The sequence below is a fragment of the Mycolicibacterium sp. XJ879 genome (genome assembly GCF_053483935.1).
Genome location: NZ_JBEFTH010000010.1, coordinates 160,803 through 175,980 on the forward strand (window position 1 = coordinate 160,803; position 15,178 = coordinate 175,980).

General features: G+C 67.6%; 16 protein-coding genes. 7 read left to right on the forward strand and 9 right to left on the reverse strand.

Annotated features, from left to right (window positions below; all coding sequences use genetic code 11):
* Window positions 1-48: 48 nt before the first annotated feature.
* Both ABQF13_RS20615 and ABQF13_RS20620 read right to left on the reverse strand, forming a co-directional pair.
* Window positions 49-618, reverse strand: coding sequence for a PaaI family thioesterase (locus ABQF13_RS20615; protein ID WP_448394640.1), 570 nt, complete (start codon window positions 616-618; stop codon window positions 49-51).
* Window positions 615-2,174 (reverse strand): FAD-binding protein, encoded by a 1,560-nt coding sequence (locus tag ABQF13_RS20620; RefSeq protein WP_448394677.1) that lies wholly within the window; start codon window positions 2,172-2,174, stop codon window positions 615-617. Before ABQF13_RS20620 ends, ABQF13_RS20615 begins: the two co-directional genes overlap by 4 nt.
* A gap of 131 nt (window positions 2,175-2,305) precedes the next feature.
* On the opposite strand from ABQF13_RS20620, the gene ABQF13_RS20625 reads away from it, so the two are divergent.
* Window positions 2,306-2,956: a PadR family transcriptional regulator gene (locus ABQF13_RS20625; RefSeq protein ID WP_448394678.1), complete on the forward strand. Its 651-nt coding sequence runs from the start codon at window positions 2,306-2,308 to the stop codon at window positions 2,954-2,956.
* Here the strand turns inward: ABQF13_RS20625 and ABQF13_RS20630 are convergent.
* A complete protein-coding gene (locus tag ABQF13_RS20630; RefSeq protein WP_448394641.1) occupies window positions 2,953-4,716 on the reverse strand; it encodes a 3-ketosteroid-delta-1-dehydrogenase in 1,764 nt (587 codons plus the stop codon). The genes ABQF13_RS20625 and ABQF13_RS20630 overlap by 4 nt on opposite strands.
* Window positions 4,717-4,772: 56 nt before the next feature.
* On the opposite strand from ABQF13_RS20630, the gene ABQF13_RS20635 reads away from it, so the two are divergent.
* From ABQF13_RS20635 to ABQF13_RS20660, 6 genes are read left to right on the forward strand one after another with little or no spacing between them, the layout of a single operon-like run.
* Complete coding sequence (locus ABQF13_RS20635) at window positions 4,773-5,915, forward strand: 3-ketosteroid-9-alpha-monooxygenase, oxygenase component (RefSeq protein ID WP_448394642.1); 1,143 nt, start codon at window positions 4,773-4,775, stop codon at window positions 5,913-5,915.
* A complete protein-coding gene (locus ABQF13_RS20640; protein ID WP_448394643.1) occupies window positions 5,916-6,218 on the forward strand; it encodes a ferredoxin in 303 nt (100 codons plus the stop codon). It abuts the gene before it with no gap.
* A gap of 14 nt (window positions 6,219-6,232) precedes the next feature.
* Complete coding sequence (locus tag ABQF13_RS20645) at window positions 6,233-7,033, forward strand: SDR family NAD(P)-dependent oxidoreductase (RefSeq protein WP_448394644.1); 801 nt, start codon at window positions 6,233-6,235, stop codon at window positions 7,031-7,033.
* A 10-nt stretch (window positions 7,034-7,043) separates the two neighbouring features.
* Complete coding sequence (locus ABQF13_RS20650; RefSeq protein WP_448394645.1) at window positions 7,044-7,895, forward strand: LLM class F420-dependent oxidoreductase; 852 nt, start codon at window positions 7,044-7,046, stop codon at window positions 7,893-7,895.
* 9 nt (window positions 7,896-7,904) lie between these two features.
* On the forward strand, window positions 7,905-8,390 hold the full coding sequence (locus tag ABQF13_RS20655) for a nuclear transport factor 2 family protein (RefSeq protein ID WP_448394646.1): 486 nt from the start codon (window positions 7,905-7,907) through the stop codon (window positions 8,388-8,390).
* Complete coding sequence (locus tag ABQF13_RS20660; protein ID WP_448394647.1) at window positions 8,387-9,199, forward strand: SDR family NAD(P)-dependent oxidoreductase; 813 nt, start codon at window positions 8,387-8,389, stop codon at window positions 9,197-9,199. The genes ABQF13_RS20655 and ABQF13_RS20660 overlap by 4 nt, the downstream gene beginning before the upstream one ends.
* A 4-nt stretch (window positions 9,200-9,203) precedes the next feature.
* Here the strand turns inward: ABQF13_RS20660 and ABQF13_RS20665 are convergent, their stop codons facing one another.
* The 6 genes from ABQF13_RS20665 to ABQF13_RS20690 all read right to left on the reverse strand — a co-directional run bounded on the left by ABQF13_RS20665 (window position 9,204) and on the right by ABQF13_RS20690 (window position 15,160).
* Entirely contained in the window at window positions 9,204-10,280 is a 1,077-nt protein-coding gene (locus ABQF13_RS20665; RefSeq protein WP_448394648.1) for a hypothetical protein, read from the reverse strand.
* A 132-nt stretch (window positions 10,281-10,412) separates the two neighbouring features.
* Window positions 10,413-11,357 carry an alpha/beta hydrolase gene (locus ABQF13_RS20670; protein ID WP_448394649.1) on the reverse strand — a complete coding sequence of 315 codons (945 nt, stop codon included), beginning with the start codon at window positions 11,355-11,357 and terminating at the stop codon, window positions 10,413-10,415.
* Window positions 11,354-12,973: an FAD-binding protein gene (locus tag ABQF13_RS20675; protein WP_448394650.1), complete on the reverse strand. Its 1,620-nt coding sequence runs from the start codon at window positions 12,971-12,973 to the stop codon at window positions 11,354-11,356. Before ABQF13_RS20675 ends, ABQF13_RS20670 begins: the two co-directional genes overlap by 4 nt.
* A gap of 8 nt (window positions 12,974-12,981) precedes the next feature.
* A complete protein-coding gene (locus ABQF13_RS20680) occupies window positions 12,982-13,773 on the reverse strand; it encodes an SDR family NAD(P)-dependent oxidoreductase (protein WP_448394651.1) in 792 nt (263 codons plus the stop codon).
* A 40-nt stretch (window positions 13,774-13,813) separates the two neighbouring features.
* A complete protein-coding gene (locus tag ABQF13_RS20685) occupies window positions 13,814-14,665 on the reverse strand; it encodes an SDR family oxidoreductase (RefSeq protein ID WP_448394652.1) in 852 nt (283 codons plus the stop codon).
* A 3-nt stretch (window positions 14,666-14,668) separates the two neighbouring features.
* The gene (locus ABQF13_RS20690; protein ID WP_448394653.1) at window positions 14,669-15,160 is read right to left on the reverse strand and encodes a nuclear transport factor 2 family protein; all 492 of its coding nucleotides are present in this window, start codon (window positions 15,158-15,160) and stop codon (window positions 14,669-14,671) included.
* Between the last annotated feature and the right edge of the window lie 18 nt (window positions 15,161-15,178).

Sequence of the window (15,178 nt, forward strand, 5' to 3'; positions counted from 1 at the left end):
ACTGTCGGACACCAGGTGTCAGCCAGATGTCCCGATCGTCGGAAAATTTCACCGCTGCTTGGGCCGGATGAAGACACCGGAGGCCTCGACCGTGGCGCCCTCGGCGTCGGCGATATGGCCGACGACGTAGGTCTTGGCGCCCTTGACGCGATCGACCCACGCCTCGGCGCGCAGCCGGCCAAGCCGGGTCGGGCGCACGTAGCGAACAGTGATGGTTCCGGTGACGGCGGGATTGTCCGGTTGGTGGGCGGGAGCGGCGAGCACGTGGTCGAGGATCAGCGCGCAGACCCCGCCGTGCACGTGTCCCGCGGGGCCTTCGTAGGCGGCCCCGAGTTCGAATTCCGTGGCTGCGCGCCCGCCCGGCTCGTGGTGGATCACCAGCGGGGGAGCGACGGCGTTGCGGGCCCCGATCAACACGTTGCCCAGTGCGGTCGGCCGGCCGTCGGCGGTGGCGCGCACCCCGTAGGAACCGGGCATCAAGTCGGTGGACAACAGTTCGACGGCCCGGTCGACGTGCGCCTTGGCCTCCGCGGCAACGTCGCTGCCTACTTCGCTGCGGATGGTGACGTCGATGAGCTGCCGCACCGACTGCGCGAGCGGTTCGAATTTCTCGGTCACGCGCGCGGTCCCCGCGATGTCATGTCGAGCGACGCCAGATGGCTGAACAGCATCGACGCGCCGATCGGGTTGCCGCCGCCGGGGTAGGCGGTGCCGCTGACCGCCGCCATGGTGTTCCCGGCCGCGTACAGGCCCGGGATCGGCCGGTCCGACGTGTCCAGCACCCGCGCGCGGCTGTCGGTGCGCAGCCCGCCTTTGGTGCCCAGGTCGGACAGCCCGAAGGCCGCGGCGTGAAACGGCGGCTTGTCGATCGGGACCATCGGCAGCCGTCCACCCGAAAACGCCCGGTCGTAGGCTTCGTTGCCGCGGCCGAAGTCCTCGTCTTCGCCGCGGGCCACCAGGTCGTTGAAGCGCTTCACTGTGGCCGCGAGGCGGTCGGCGGGCACGTCGATCAGCGATGCGAGCGCGTCGAGCGTGTCAGCGGTGTGCCACAGACCCTCGGCGCGGTACCGGCCGGTTTCGACCATCGACACATTGGTCGCCTTGACCGGCGGCACTTCGCCCTCCCGGTCGTCGTAGACCATCCAGCACGGCAACCGCAGTGCCCCGCTGTCGATCTGGCGGATCATCTCGCGGCCGAGCCGGTCGTAGGGTGCGGATTCGTTGACGAAACGGGTGCCGCCCTGGTTGACGAAGATACCGCCGGTGAACCACAGCGCGAACGCTGAACGGCCGTCGGGATGGGTCAAACCCGGCGACCACCACGCCTGGTCCATCAGATCGACAGATGCCCCGACGTCGATCGCGGCCTCGTGCGCGGCGCCGGTGTTCCCGGGAGCCCCCATGGTGTCCTCGGCGCGGCCGGGTACTCCGTAGCGTGCACGCATGCGGTGGTTGTGTTCGAATCCGCCCGCTGCCAGCAGCACACCACGTCGGGCGCCGACGGCCACCCGCTTGCCTTCACGTTCCAGGACCGCGCCCACCACGGCGCCGTGCTCCGTGATCAGCTCCACCACTGGCGAATTGAGATGCATTGTGGCGTTGGGCATGTCGACCATCGCGGCGAGAAACCGGCCGATCAGCGCCCGTCCACCGGTCAGCAGATCGGGTTGGGGGGCGCCCAGGCGCTCGCTGTCGAGCGGTCCGCGCACCGACCCGGCGTACGGTCCGAGCCGTGCTGCCGGAACCGGCTTGGCGACGATGTGACGCAGACCGTCGGTTCGCGCGCCGCGCACCGCGCCGAAATAGTCGGGCCACGGCAGCACGGCGAACTCGAAATGCCGGTCGGCTTCCAGGTATTCGATGAGCGCGGCGCCGCCGCGAACGTAGGTTTCCTGCAGCTGCCGCGGTGTGCGGTCGCCGACGACGGCGTGGAAGTAGGCCAGGGCGTCCTCGACGGTGTCGTCGCTGCCCGCGCGGTTGAGCACCGGGTTGCACGGAAACCACATCCCGCCGCCGCCCGAATAGGCCGTGGTTCCGCCGAACTTGTCGGTCGCCTCGACCAGCGCCACCGAAAGACCTTCGCGCGCCGCGGTATAGGCGCCGGTGACACCGCCGCCCGACCCGACCACCAGGACATCCACGACCTGGTCATACGCCACCACATCTGCCTCCATCGCCGCATCGACAACGACCACAGTCTTCCATCGCAGGCAGAGCCGGTGATTTGTGCGTCCCGGTGAGCGGCAGCTGACAAGGTCGCCGACACCGCCGTTGATAGCCTTGACCGGTGGAACCGACCTCGGCGATGCCGAACCTGACAGCGACCGCGTGGGCGCTGCTGGGCATGCTGTCGTACGACACGGAGCTGTCCGGTTACGACATCCGCAAATGGATCAGCTGGAGCATGCGGTTCTTCTACGGCAGCCCGGCCTACAGCCAGATCTACTCCGAGCTGAAGAAGCTCGAAGAGCACGGTTATGTCACGTCGCGGGTGGAGAGCAGCGCAGGCGCCCGCAACCGTCGGCTGTACAAGATCACCGAATCCGGTATGGAGGCGGTGACCCGGTGGGCCAACGAGGCGCCGCTGGATCCGCCGGTGCTCAAGCACAGCGCGATCTTGCGGGTGACGTTGGGCCATCTGACCAATCCGGCCCGGCTCAAGGAGATCTTGCAGGAGCACCTGGCTTGGGCGGAGCAGATGCACGCCGAGGCGGCCAAGGATGCGCGCTGGGCCGACGTGGAGCCGGCGTGGGCGTTCGCCCGCGTCGGATTGCAGTGGGCCGAGCGCCATTACGCCGCAGAGCGCGAACTGACTTTGCAGATGATCAAGGACCTCGACGAGGCGCAGGCCGTGTTTGCCCAGGCCACCGGCGGCACGGAGGCCGGAATCCCTTGGCCCAAGCCGGAATACTGGTACGAGATCGAGAAGAAGGCCGAGGCCGAAGAGTCCGACTAGCCGGTCGGCTCCGCGACGCTGGCGGCGTGCCGCGCCGCGATGTATCCGAACACCAGACCCTGGGCGATGGTCGCGCCCGCGCCGGGATACGCGGCACCGAACGCATTGGCCGCGGTATTGCCGATCGCGTACAGACCCTCGATGACGCTGCCGTCTTCGCGCAGCACCCGGGCTCGGTCGTCGGCACGAAGACCGCCGCACGTGCCCAGATCGCTGAGCACCATCTTGACCGCATAGAACGGCCCCTTGTCGAGGGCCCGCAGGTTCGGGTTGGGTTTGATGGTCGGGTCGCCGTAGTAGCGGTCGTAGGCGCCACCTCCGCGGTGGAAGTCGGTGTCGTGACCGGCACGCGCCATATCGTTGAACCGCGTCATCGTCACGGTGAACTGCGACGCCGGAACTCCCATCAGCGCTGCCAACTCAGCGAGATCGGACGAGCGGTGTGCGATGCCGGCGTCATACCAGGCCTGCGGAATGGCCATCCGTGGGAACAATTCTGCGGCAAAGACGTAGCTGTTGCGGTACTGCTGGTCGAACACAATCCACATCGATTCGACTGGAGTGCCCGCACGTTCGCGCTGCAGAACCCGCTGCCCGAACGACATGTAATCCGTTGCCTCGTTGACGAACCTGGTGCCGTTCTGGTCGACGATCACCGAGCCGGGCAGCGACCGTTCGGCCAGCATCACCAATGGAGCCGCCCCGGGCAGCGGTGCGACAGCAGGGAACCACCATGCCTGATCCATCAGATCGATTGCGCCGCCGAGCTCTTGAGCGCAGCAGATCGCGTCACCGGTGTTGGTGTCGGCGCCCAGGCTCATATGCTCGCCGAGGGCGTCGGACTGAAACTTCCACCGCATCTCCATGCTGTGGTCGAAGCCGCCGGCCGCCAACACGACACCGCGCCGCGCGGTGACGGTCACCTCGCGCCCGTCGTGGTCGACGACGGCGCCGGTGACCCTGCCGTTCTCGGTGGTCAGGCGGCGCAACGCGGTATCGGTCCAGATTGGGATGTTCTCGCGCAGCACACCGGCGAACAGGCCGGCGGCCAGCGCCTGACCGCCCGCGGCGTAACGGCGGCCGAGCAGCAGCCCGCCCACCCCTTGGCCGAGGCGTTTGGCGACCGTCGGCAACCCCTTGCGCGGCACCCGCGACATCAGGTTCAGCCAGCGGTAATCGGCACCGGTGGTGGGCATCGGGATCTTGACCTCCATCACCCCGCCGCGTAACCGGCTCCGGTACGCGCCGAGGATCGAGGTGTTCAACGGCCGGCATTCGCAGGTGCGTCCCGCCGCGCTGCCGCCGGGCTTCTCGGCGTGATAGTCGGAATAGTCCTTCGCCCAGAACAGCCGCATCGGCGTGGTCCGCCGCAGCAACTCGACCGTCTGTCCGACGTGTGCGAGAAACGCTGTGGAGCGGTGTCGGGGCGCGGTTTCGGCGACGACCGAGTCCAGGTACTGCTGCGCGCGCGACGGCGTGTCACCGGCGCGGTTCTCTTCGAGGACTGGGCTCGCCGGAAACCACAGCGCACCGCCGGACCTTGCGGTCGAACCCCCGACATGCGAGGACTTCTCGACGAGCAGAACGGACAACCCGAGCTCGTTGGCGGCCAGCGCAGCGGCCATCCCGGTGCCCGCGCCGACGACCAGAAGGTCGACGACGGTGTCGTCGATCCCTAACCCGGCGGGGATGGTGCTTGAGTTGCAAGTCGTCACGTTTGTCGACAGTAGAGAGCCGCCGCCGCAGCCCGAATTCAGCATCCCTACCAGCGGGACGATCTTCGAACCCGGTCGGTTTTTGCGGTAGAACTCAAGCCATGACGCTGCAGCCTGATGTCGAGGTCCGCGAAATCGAAACAGAGCAGGCGCCGACACGGTTCGCTCGCGGCTGGCACTGCCTGGGCCTGGCGCGCGAACTCGGGGACGGTACGCCGCACACCGTCAACGCTTTCGGCCAGAAGCTGGTGGTGTTCCGCAGCGGTGACGGCAGGATCAATGTGCTCGACGCCTACTGCCGGCACATGGGCGGTGACCTGTCCCAGGGTGAGGTCAAGGGTAACGAGATCGCGTGCCCCTTCCACGACTGGCGGTGGGGCGGTGACGGCCGCTGCAAGAAGGTGCCCTACAGCAAGCGGGCGCCGCGGCTGGCCCGGACCAGGACCTGGTTGACGCTGGAGCAGGACGGGATGCTGTTCGTGTGGAACGACCCCGAGGGCAATCCGCCGCCGGACGAGGTGACGATTCCGCGCATCGAAGGCGCCGGCAGCGACGAGTGGACCGACTGGCACTGGTACACCACGGTGGTGCACACCAACTGTCGCGAGATCATCGACAACGTCGTCGATATGGCGCACTTCTTCTACATTCACGGGTCGATGCCGACCTACTTCAAGAACATCTTCGAAGGACACGTCGCCACGCAGTACATGAACAGCGGTGCCCGGGAAGACATCCCCCACCCGGAGGGCCAACCGAAGATGCTCGGCACCACCTCGGCGGCATCGTATTTCGGCCCGTCGTTCATGATCGACGATCTGACCTATCATTTCGAGCACGAAGACCAGAACACGATTCTGCTCAACTGTCATTACCCGATCGACGCGAATTCCTTCGTGCTGCAGTATGGGATCATCGTCAAGAAGTCAGCGAACCTGCCGGAGGAGGCGGCGGAGGCCACGGCCATCGCACTCGGCGACTGGGTCAAGGTGGGCTTTGAGCAGGACGTGGCGATCTGGAAGAACAAGGCCCGCATCGACAACCCGCTGCTGTGCGAGGAAGACGGCCCGGTGTATCAGCTGCGGCGCTGGTATGAGCAGTTCTACGTCGACGTCGCCGACGTCGAACCGGACATGGTCGACCGCTTCGAGTACGAGATCGATGTCACCCGCCCCCGCGAGGCGTGGCAGCAGCAGATCGAGGACAACATCAAAAACACCGCCGCCCGCGCCGCGCAGGCTTAAATGGTTGTCCGGACCGACAACCGCCTGCAGGACCTGCCGCCGGTGCCGGTGCGGTGCAGCCGCTGCGCCGCTGAAGTGCTCGTGCGTAAGAGCAGCTGGCAACAGACCAGCATCCAATGGAACGCGCAGGCCACCGCGCGGTGTCCGCAACGACGGCAGGCAGCAGCGCTCAACACGCACGGCGGCGGCGTGTTCCTGGCGTGTTCGGACCTGCGGGACTCGATCGACGAGGCGGTGAACAGCGGCACGGTGCGCATCGTCGACGAAGCGCCAGACGCCCCCGATGGGGCGTCGACGTCTTGACGCAGAATCGGGCTATGACAGATCTCGTGAGATACGGGCCGTGGGCGGTGATCGCCGGCGGATCAGAGGGCGTCGGAGCAGAGTTCGCACGGCTGCTTGCACGCTCCGGAGTCAATCTGGTGCTGCTTGCCCGTAAACCAGGACCGCTGGAAGCCGCCGCCGCCGCGTGTCGCGAACACGGCGTCGAAGTCCGCACCCTGTCAGTCGATTTGGTGCACGAAGACGCGGTACAGCGCGTCGTCGAGGCCACCGACGGCCTCGAGGTGGGACTGCTGATCTACAACGCGGGCGCCAACACCTGCAGCGAGAACTTCCTCGACGGTGACCTCGCGGAATTCCAACGGGTCATCGACCTCAACGTCGGCACCATGCTCGCCTTGGTCCAGCATTTCGCCCGGCCTATGCGTGAGCGTCGCCGCGGCGGAATCCTGCTCGTCGGATCGATGGTGGGCTACCTGGGCTCGATGCGGCACAGCGTGTACGGCGGGGTGAAGGCGTTCGGCCGCATCTTCGCCGAGAGCCTGTGGCTGGAACTTCGCGAGCACGACGTACACGTGCTGGAGTTGGTGCTGGGCGTGACCCGCACGCCGGCGATGGAACGCGTCGGGCTGAACTTCGACGTCCCGGGCATGCGCGTCGCCGAACCGGAGGACGTGGCCCGCGAAGGGCTGGAGCAACTGCCCAACGGTCCGGTGTTCGTCGCGGGCGGCAACGCCGACGACGTCGCGCGGCGCACTCATCCGGACCGCGCGAAAGTGGTGCTGGGAGCCCACCGGGCGATACAGCAGCTCATCGGCAACGCCGACATCGACTAGAACTGAAGCTGTGCGAATCGGATTGTCGACACCGGTGGTCATTCAGATGCCCGGCGTGGCCGGCGCGTGGGAGCGCGACGCCGGTATCGAGGACATCGCGCGGATCGCGCAGACGGCCGACGAACTCGGGTTCGACTACCTGACGTGTTCGGAGCATGTCGCCGTCCCCGACGACGACGCCTCGGTGCGCGGCTCGGTCTACTGGGATCCACTGGCCACGTTGGCGTTTCTGGCGGCGCGCACCGCACGCATCCGGCTGGCCACGTCGGTGGTGGTATTGGGATATCACCACCCGCTGGCGCTCGCGAAGCGCTACGGCACGCTGGACCGCATCAGCGGTGGACGGCTGGTGCTCGGCGTCGGCGTCGGCTCGCTGTCCGCCGAGTTCGACCTGCTCGGTGCCGCGTGGGCGGACCGGGGTAGGCGCTCCGACGACGCGATCCGTGCCCTGCGGGCGTCGCTGTCCACACCGCACCCGGCGTACGACGGCGAGTACTACCGGTACGACGCGATGGTGGTCGAACCGTGCGCGGTGCAGCCACGGGTGCCGATCTGGGTGGGTGGCCGCAGCGCCCGGTCGCTGCGCCGCGCGGTCGAGTTGGCCGACGGCTGGATGCCCTTCGGGCTGCGCAGCGCCGAGATCGCCAGACTGCTTGCCGCCGTAGAACTTCCGCCGCAGTTCGACGTCGTGTTACCGGTCGGCCCGCTGGACCCCCGCGGCGATGCCGATACGACGGTGCGCAGGTTGCGCAAGCTGGCCGACCTGGGTGCCACTTCCGTCACCTGCTCCTTGGCGGCCCGGAACCCCGACGACTACTGTGACCAACTCGGCGCGCTACGCACGGTGGCCGACGACATGTGAGGAGCCGTCGTGACCGACGACCGACTGGCAGAACTGGAAGCGCGGCTTTCCCGCGTCGAGGACGAGCGTGCGATCGAACGGATCATCGCGTCCTACGGCCCGCTGGTCGATGCGGGTGAGGCTGAGGCGGCGGCCGGGCTGTGGGCGGTCGACGGCGCCTACGACGTCGAGGGCTGGCCGATGCGCAGCCGCGCCGACGTCGCCGCCATGGTGGCCTCCGACGCCCACCGCGGCCTGATCGAGCGCGGCTGCGCCCACTTCCTCGGTCCGGCAGTGGTCACCGTGCACGGCGATGAGGCGATCGCGGTGTGCGAATCGTTGGTGGTGACCCGGCGCGAGGACGGCTACGCGGTGTGGCGCGCAGCCGCAAACCACTTCCGGCTCAAGCGGATCGACGGGCGCTGGCAGATCACCCACCGCGCCACCCGCACACTCGACGGCCGCGCCGAGGCGCGAACGCTGTTGTCGGACGGTATCGCGGGGCGGCTCTCGTGACCGAAAACCACGACCCGCCCGTCGCCGTCGTGACGGGCGCCAGCCGCGGCGCGGGCCTCGGCATCGCGCGGGCGCTGGTGGCGCGCGGCTGGCGGGTGTACGCGACCGGCCGCAGCGTCACCGACGGCGGCGACGGTGTGATCGCGGCGCCGCTCGATCACCGCGACGACGACGCCGTGGCCGCGCTGTTTCGCCGGGTGGGCGCCGAGAACGGCCGGCTGGACCTGCTCGTCAACAACGCCGCCGCGGTACACGACGCGCTGACCGACCCGAAACCGTTCTGGGACACGCCCATCGACTTGGCCGGGATCCTCGACGTCGGTCTTCGCTCGGCGTATGTCGCGTCGTATTTCGCTGCCCCGCTGCTGCTTCGCGCCGAGCGGGGGCTGATCACCTTCACGTCCTCGCCGGGTTCGGTGTGCTACATGCACGGGCCCGCCTACGGGGCGCAGAAGGCCGGCCTAGACAAGATGGCGGCCGATATGGCCGTCGACTTCCGCGAAACCTCCGTGCACACCGCATCGATCTGGATGGGGATCCTGCTGACGGCCAAGCTGCGCAACGCTTTCGACGGCAAGCCCGAAGCCCTGGCGGCCATGGCGCAGCACGCCGAAACCCCCGAGTTCGTCGGGCATGTGATCGACGCGCTGTACCGCGACCCGCAGCGCGGCCAGTACAGCGGGCACACCCTGATCGCCGCCGAACTCGCCCAGCGCTACGGCATCACCGACGAGGACGGCCGACAGCCGCCGTCGCACCGGGACATGCTGGGCGCACCGCGCCCGCCCAGCGACGTCGTCGTGCGCTGACGCGTCAGGTCAGCTGGAAGGCGCTGATCGGCGCTTCCTCCGGGTAGCTGGTCGGACCGCCCAGGTCGTAGACCGCGTTGAGCGCGGCGATGAACTCCGGGTCGTGTAGCGGTTCGGCAGGCACGTCGAGCTTGATGCCCTTCTTGTGCACGTCGTCGACGAGCATGTCGATGGCCTTGTCGACGGTGAGGTCGTCGCTGCCGTCCATGTTCTTCTTCAGCTCGTCGAAGTCGGTGAACACCTCGGCCGACCAGTGCACCAGGAACCGCAGTTCGTCGGTGTGGTGCCGGGCGATCACGTCGTCGCCATTCTTGAGCAGCCAATGGTCACGATCGGCGGGGTCACCGGTGAACACGGTGTCGAAAGCCAGGCCCGTTGGGGTCTGCTGCTCCAGCGGCCCGTTCGCCTCGCCGCGATGCACCATCATCTCGTTCTGCACCAGCACACCGCGGTTGTAGATCGGCGGCCGGACACGGCGCGGCTCCTTGAGCGGACCGTCGGGCCAGTAGGTGAAACCGCTGCCCTCATCGAGGGAGAACCAGGTGATCACCTGCGCCATCTTGATCAGGTAGTCCTGGAACAGCCCGGACTTGCCCATCACGCTGCACAGCCAGGTCGGCGCGTTCTCGTGGCGCACACCGCGAAAGCTCGGGGAGTCCAGATGACCGGGATCGCGGTTGGCGCACGGCCCGTTGATGTTGAACAGCATCATCTGCGGCTTGGCGTATTCCGCGTTCCAGTAGCTCTTGGCCAGGTCGACGAACCGCTTGTTGTAGAAGCAGTCGTGCAACTCCGGGTAGAGCACCGTGCCGTAGTTCGCCAGATAGCCGCGGAACGTCGCGGTCAGAAACAGGTCCAGCGACGGGGTGAACCCCTCGGGGAACATTCCGCTCATGGTGGCCATCAGCTCCTCGGCCGACGCGAAGTGCTGGGCGATGATCAGCCGCCACGGCCCCTGGGTGCGAACCACGTCGAGCAGACGCTCGCGTTGGTCGTCGGTGTATACGTCGTCGATCTCCCGCGGCGGTGAGGCCGGCCGCAGGACGTCGGACAACTCCATCCGTTGCTGTTCGGTAAGCATGGCCTGATTGTGGCGCGCCCACCTGCCGTCGGATCGCCATCTGTCCGGTGATCGGGACGCCGCTTTTGCGCCCAGCAGACGCAGAAGGTGGTTGTCCGGCACAAATTTGTCACCTGCTGCGTCTGCTCGCCGCTACCAGGGAAGCGGGTTGGCGAATTTCGCGCGCAACAGCGCACCGATCTCGGCCACGGCCAACCGGCCCCTGGCCGTAGCATCAGAGCGCATCAGAAAGCCGTGGTAGATGCCGGGATAGCGGGTCATCGTGGTCTGCACGCCGGCGTCGCGTAGCCGAAGCGCGTACCGCTCGCCCCAGTCGCGGATCGGATCGTATTCGGCGGTGACGACGACGGCCGGCGGCAGCCCGGTCAGATCGGTTGCCATTGCGGGGAAACGGTATTGGTCTGGCGGAATGCGCACGTCGCGGTCGGCGAGTGCGTGCATGTAGTCGATGTTGTCGCGGGACAGCATCGGCGCGTCGGGCATGTCGACAATCGATGTGCAGGTCATGTCGCGGTCCAGACCCGGATACATCAGCACCTGACAGCAGATCGCCGGGCCGCCGCGGTCCCGTGCGGCGAGCGCGACCGCCGCGGCCAACGAGCCGCCCGCGCTGTCGCCGACGACGGCCAACCGTCGGGGATCGATCCGCAGTTCGCCGGCGTGGGCCCCGACGTATGAGGTGGCCGCATAGGCGTCCTCGAACTGCGCAGGCGCCGGCGCTTCGGGCGCCAGCCGGTATTCGACCGACACCACCGTGGCGCCGCTGTGTACGGCTAGTGCGCGGGCGAGCGGTTCGAACGAGTGGTTGGATCCCAAAACCATTCCGCCGCCGTGGAAGTAGACGAGGACAGGGGCGCTGTCGGTGAGGGTCGGCCGGTAGATCCGGATCGGAATGGCTCCCCCCGCACTGGGAATCGCGCGGTTTTCGACCTCGACCATCTCCGGCATGTCGTCGGGGTGCGGCGCGGATTCGATGCCCCGGCGTACTTCGTTCAGACCGCGCTGCCGCATCGGTGGAATCGGCCCGAAGGCGGCGACGCGTTCGGCGGCGTCGGGGTCCAGACGGTACTGCGTCACGGCTGATCTCGGTTCCCGGAGGCCGACCTTAGCGTGGTGGTGGCGTGTGCGCCCGCGCGTCGCCCGCTGAAGATGCAGTCGGCGATGGATAGCCCGCTGACATAGCTGTTGGAGCAGATACCGATCGCGTTTCGGCCCGCGGCGTACAGACCGGCCACCGTCCCGCCGGTCCGGTGAATCACCTCACCGGTGTCTACGTCGACGACGAGGCCGCCCAGCGTCAACCCGGGGATCGGATAGAACATCGACGAGTCCGCCGAGATGTTGATCGAGTAGAACGGCGGGGTCAGAAGCGGCGGGCACAGGTCCGGTTCTTTGTGCGCGGGATCGCCTGCGCCACTGGAGATGCCGTGGTTGTAGTCGTCGACGGTGCGACGCAGCCCCGCCGGATCGATCCCGTTCTTGGCGGCCAGGCCCTCGATCGTCGACGCCTTCTTGTGCCCGACGGTGAACAGGTAGATCAGCTGCAGGCGCTGGAACAGCTGTGTCTGCTCACCGATCTGGTCTTTGACCTTCCGCCAGGTCGGGGCGTCGTAGACGGCCCATCCGGTGCCGCCGAACTCGCGCATCATCACGTTGCCGTGGGTGGCGCCGTAGAGGTCCTCGTTGGCGATGCGCCTGCCGTCGCGGCCGACGGTGAGGCCTTCCAGGAACGCGCTCGGCGGCGACAGGAAGCGCCAGGCGGTGATGTTGCCCATCTTGTCGGTTCTGCCGCCGGCCGCGACGCCCAGGGCGATGCCCGAGCCGTCGTCGCCGGGGGTGCCCAGCGGGGAGACTTGCATGAACTCCGGCGCGTGTTCGGCCATCCAGTCACGGTTGTGCACGAAGCCGCCTGCCGCCAGGATCACGGCGCGGGCGTGGGCCGCACCGTCTTCGGCGGCATCGGCCCAGAGCCTTTCGGCACGGTCGACCGCGCCTTTGACCAAACCCGGGAGCCAGGTGCCGGTCTTGCCGGTGAGCTTGGTCAGCACCCGGTGTCGGCGTGCGTGGGAATGGTTCGCGGGCATCGCGCGGTAGCGAACCCCGCGGATGCGCCCGTCGCCGTCCGCGATGAGCTCGTGCACTCGGCACAACGGAACAAACTCGACGCCTTTGGCTTTCGCCGAGCGGCGCAGGTGCTCGAACAGTACCTTGCCCGAACTCATACCCGGCGCCAGCACTCGGTGGCCGCGCGGTACGGGACGCGCGTGCAGCGAGTAGGGATGGGCTTTTTCGTTTCCGGAGTAGTACAGGTAGAAGTCGTCGGTCGGATACGACGTCTTGTACGCCGACACCGGACCGCCGCGGAACCGCACCCCTTGCTTCTTGAGCCAGTCGATCAGGGCCGGGCTCTGCTCGCAGAACCTCTGCAACGTATCGCCGCTGACCGCGTCGCCGACCTCCTGCTCGAGGTAGGCCCGCATGTCCTCGACGGTGTCGTCGTATCCACCGGCCCGCTGTTCGGCGGTTCCCGCGCCCGCGTAGATGATTCCGCCCGACAGCGCGGTAGCCCCGCCACCGTATCCGCGGTCCAGCACCAGCACGCGTGCGCCGCGGTCGGCGGCCTCGATCGCCGCGGCGGCACCGGCAGCCCCGAACCCGACGACGATGACGTCGTACTCAGTTGTTGTTGGCATGTTCGCTCTCACAGGACCGACTTGATCTGTTTGGCGACCAACCGGGTGGCGCGCTTCGCCGACAGTCGGGTCAGGATGTCGAGAGCCCGCGCATCCGTGCCGATCAGGACGCGGAACCGGTCATCGGCAATGCCGTCGACGATCTTGTCGCCCGCGGCCTCGGCGCTGGTGGAACGGACTTTCTTGCCGCCGGCGTCGAGCATCTGCACCCCGGAGTTGCCCGTCAGGTTGGTGTCGATGTTGCCCGGAAACACCGTCATCACATGGACGTTGGTGTCGCACAGTTCGGCGTAAAGGCCTTCGCTGAACTGCTTGACCGCGCCCTTGCTCGCGCTGTACAGCGTTTGGCTGGCAAACGGCAACAGCGCGGAAAGACTCGACATGTTGGTGATGTTCGCCTCCGGACGTGCCAGCAAGGTGGGCAGGAACGTGCGGCACATGCGCACCGTGCCTTCGAAGTTGATGGCCATGATGTGGTTGGTCTCCGCCGGGGAGAGTTCGGCGAACGGCGCGAACCGGTGTATGACGCCGGCGATGTTGACCAGCCCGTCGACCCGCCCGTGCGCCTCTGTCACCGCATGCGGCAGTGCCGCGACGGCCTCGTCGTCGGTGACGTCGAGATCGTGGGTCGACACCGGGGAGCCGGTCTGGCCCGCGAGCTCAGCCGTGCCGGCCAGCCCGACGGCATCGAGGTCCACCGCCGCGACGCGGGCGCCTCGGCGGGAAAGGCCAAGCGCGACTTGCCGGCCCATTCCGTTGCCTGCGCCGGTCACTACGAACACCCTGTCGGCGAGTTGCACGTCAACCCTCTTTCAGCGACCTTCTTTCAGCCGGATGCCGTCACTGCTGCGCGGGATCGAATCGCTGCTTGGTGCGCAACACCGGTGCGCGGCGCTGCGCCAGCACTTCGGCCCGCTCCGCCATCGCGTTTCCGACATAGTCGGGTTGGGTGAGCAGATAGAACTCACCGACGGCCGACTGGTCGAACACCACACGCGCCGCCTCGAGCGGATCCATCGCCTCGGCCTTGATGTCGAGCATCGCCGTCCGCTGCGATTCGGCCGCCCCCACGTCGCCGTCGTCGACCCCACCGGCCGCTTCGAAGATGTTGGACCGCACCGCCCCCGGCAGCACCGCCTGCACGCGGATTCGGTCGGCGTGCCCGGCCAGTTCCACCTCCAGGCGCAGGCATTCGGTCAGCGCCAGCACCGCATGCTTGCTCATGATGTAGGGCGTCTGCAACGGCACCGCGACGACCCCGCCGATCGACGACAGATTCCACACCCACGCCGAGGTCTCGGCGGCGATCATGCGGGGCAGAAACGCGCGAATCCCGTAGAAAACCCCGCTGACGTTGATGTCGACCAACCGGTCCCAGTTGGCGACCGGGGTGTCCCAGAGGTAACCGAACTGCTCGACCCCGGCGTTGTTGACCAACAGCCGTACCGGGCCGACATCCGAGTAGACCTGTGCGGCAACGTTTTCGAGTGCATCTGGCTCGCGTACATCGCACACGAAGGCCACCGAGCCCGGCAGCTCCCGGCCCAACGCGGCGATGGCCTCAGCGTCGATGTCGACCAGAACCACGGTCATGCCCAGGGCGGCGGCGTGGCGCGCCAGCCCCGCACCGATGCCGTTGCCTGCGCCGGTGATGACCGCGACACCACCGCCGAAGGTCGCCCGCGCGTCCACCGGCTAGGAACCGGCCGCGGCCGTCGCGGATTTGGCGGCGTGCTCGGCGAATGGGATGGAGTCCTCGGCGTCGAGGATCACGGTCATCGACGTGAACACCAGCCCACCGTCCTCCGCGCGCCGGATGCCCACGTCGACCACGCCGCTGGAGACGTCGAACGGGACGTTGTTGGTCACCTGGTTGACGTACAGGTAGAAGCGGGCGGTGGTGACGGCGCCGTCGACTCCGGTGCGGAAGATGTTGGTCGCGTGGTGGCGCAGCGGGTAGGGGTTCTCGTTGCGGTGCTGGCTCAGCCACGCCAGCGTCTCGTCCTTGCCGTGCAACTCGGCGGCCAGCAGCTCTTCGAACGGGCAGTTGCCTGAGTCCGATCGGCTCAGGTACTCCATCTCGTCGCCCATCCGGGCTCCAAGTTCGCTGAAGTGGCCCTGGTCGTAGTGGTACCAGAAGCCGGCGATGAACTCCTGGACCTCAGACAGCGTGATGTCGTTGCTCATGGCAGCGAGTCAACCTCC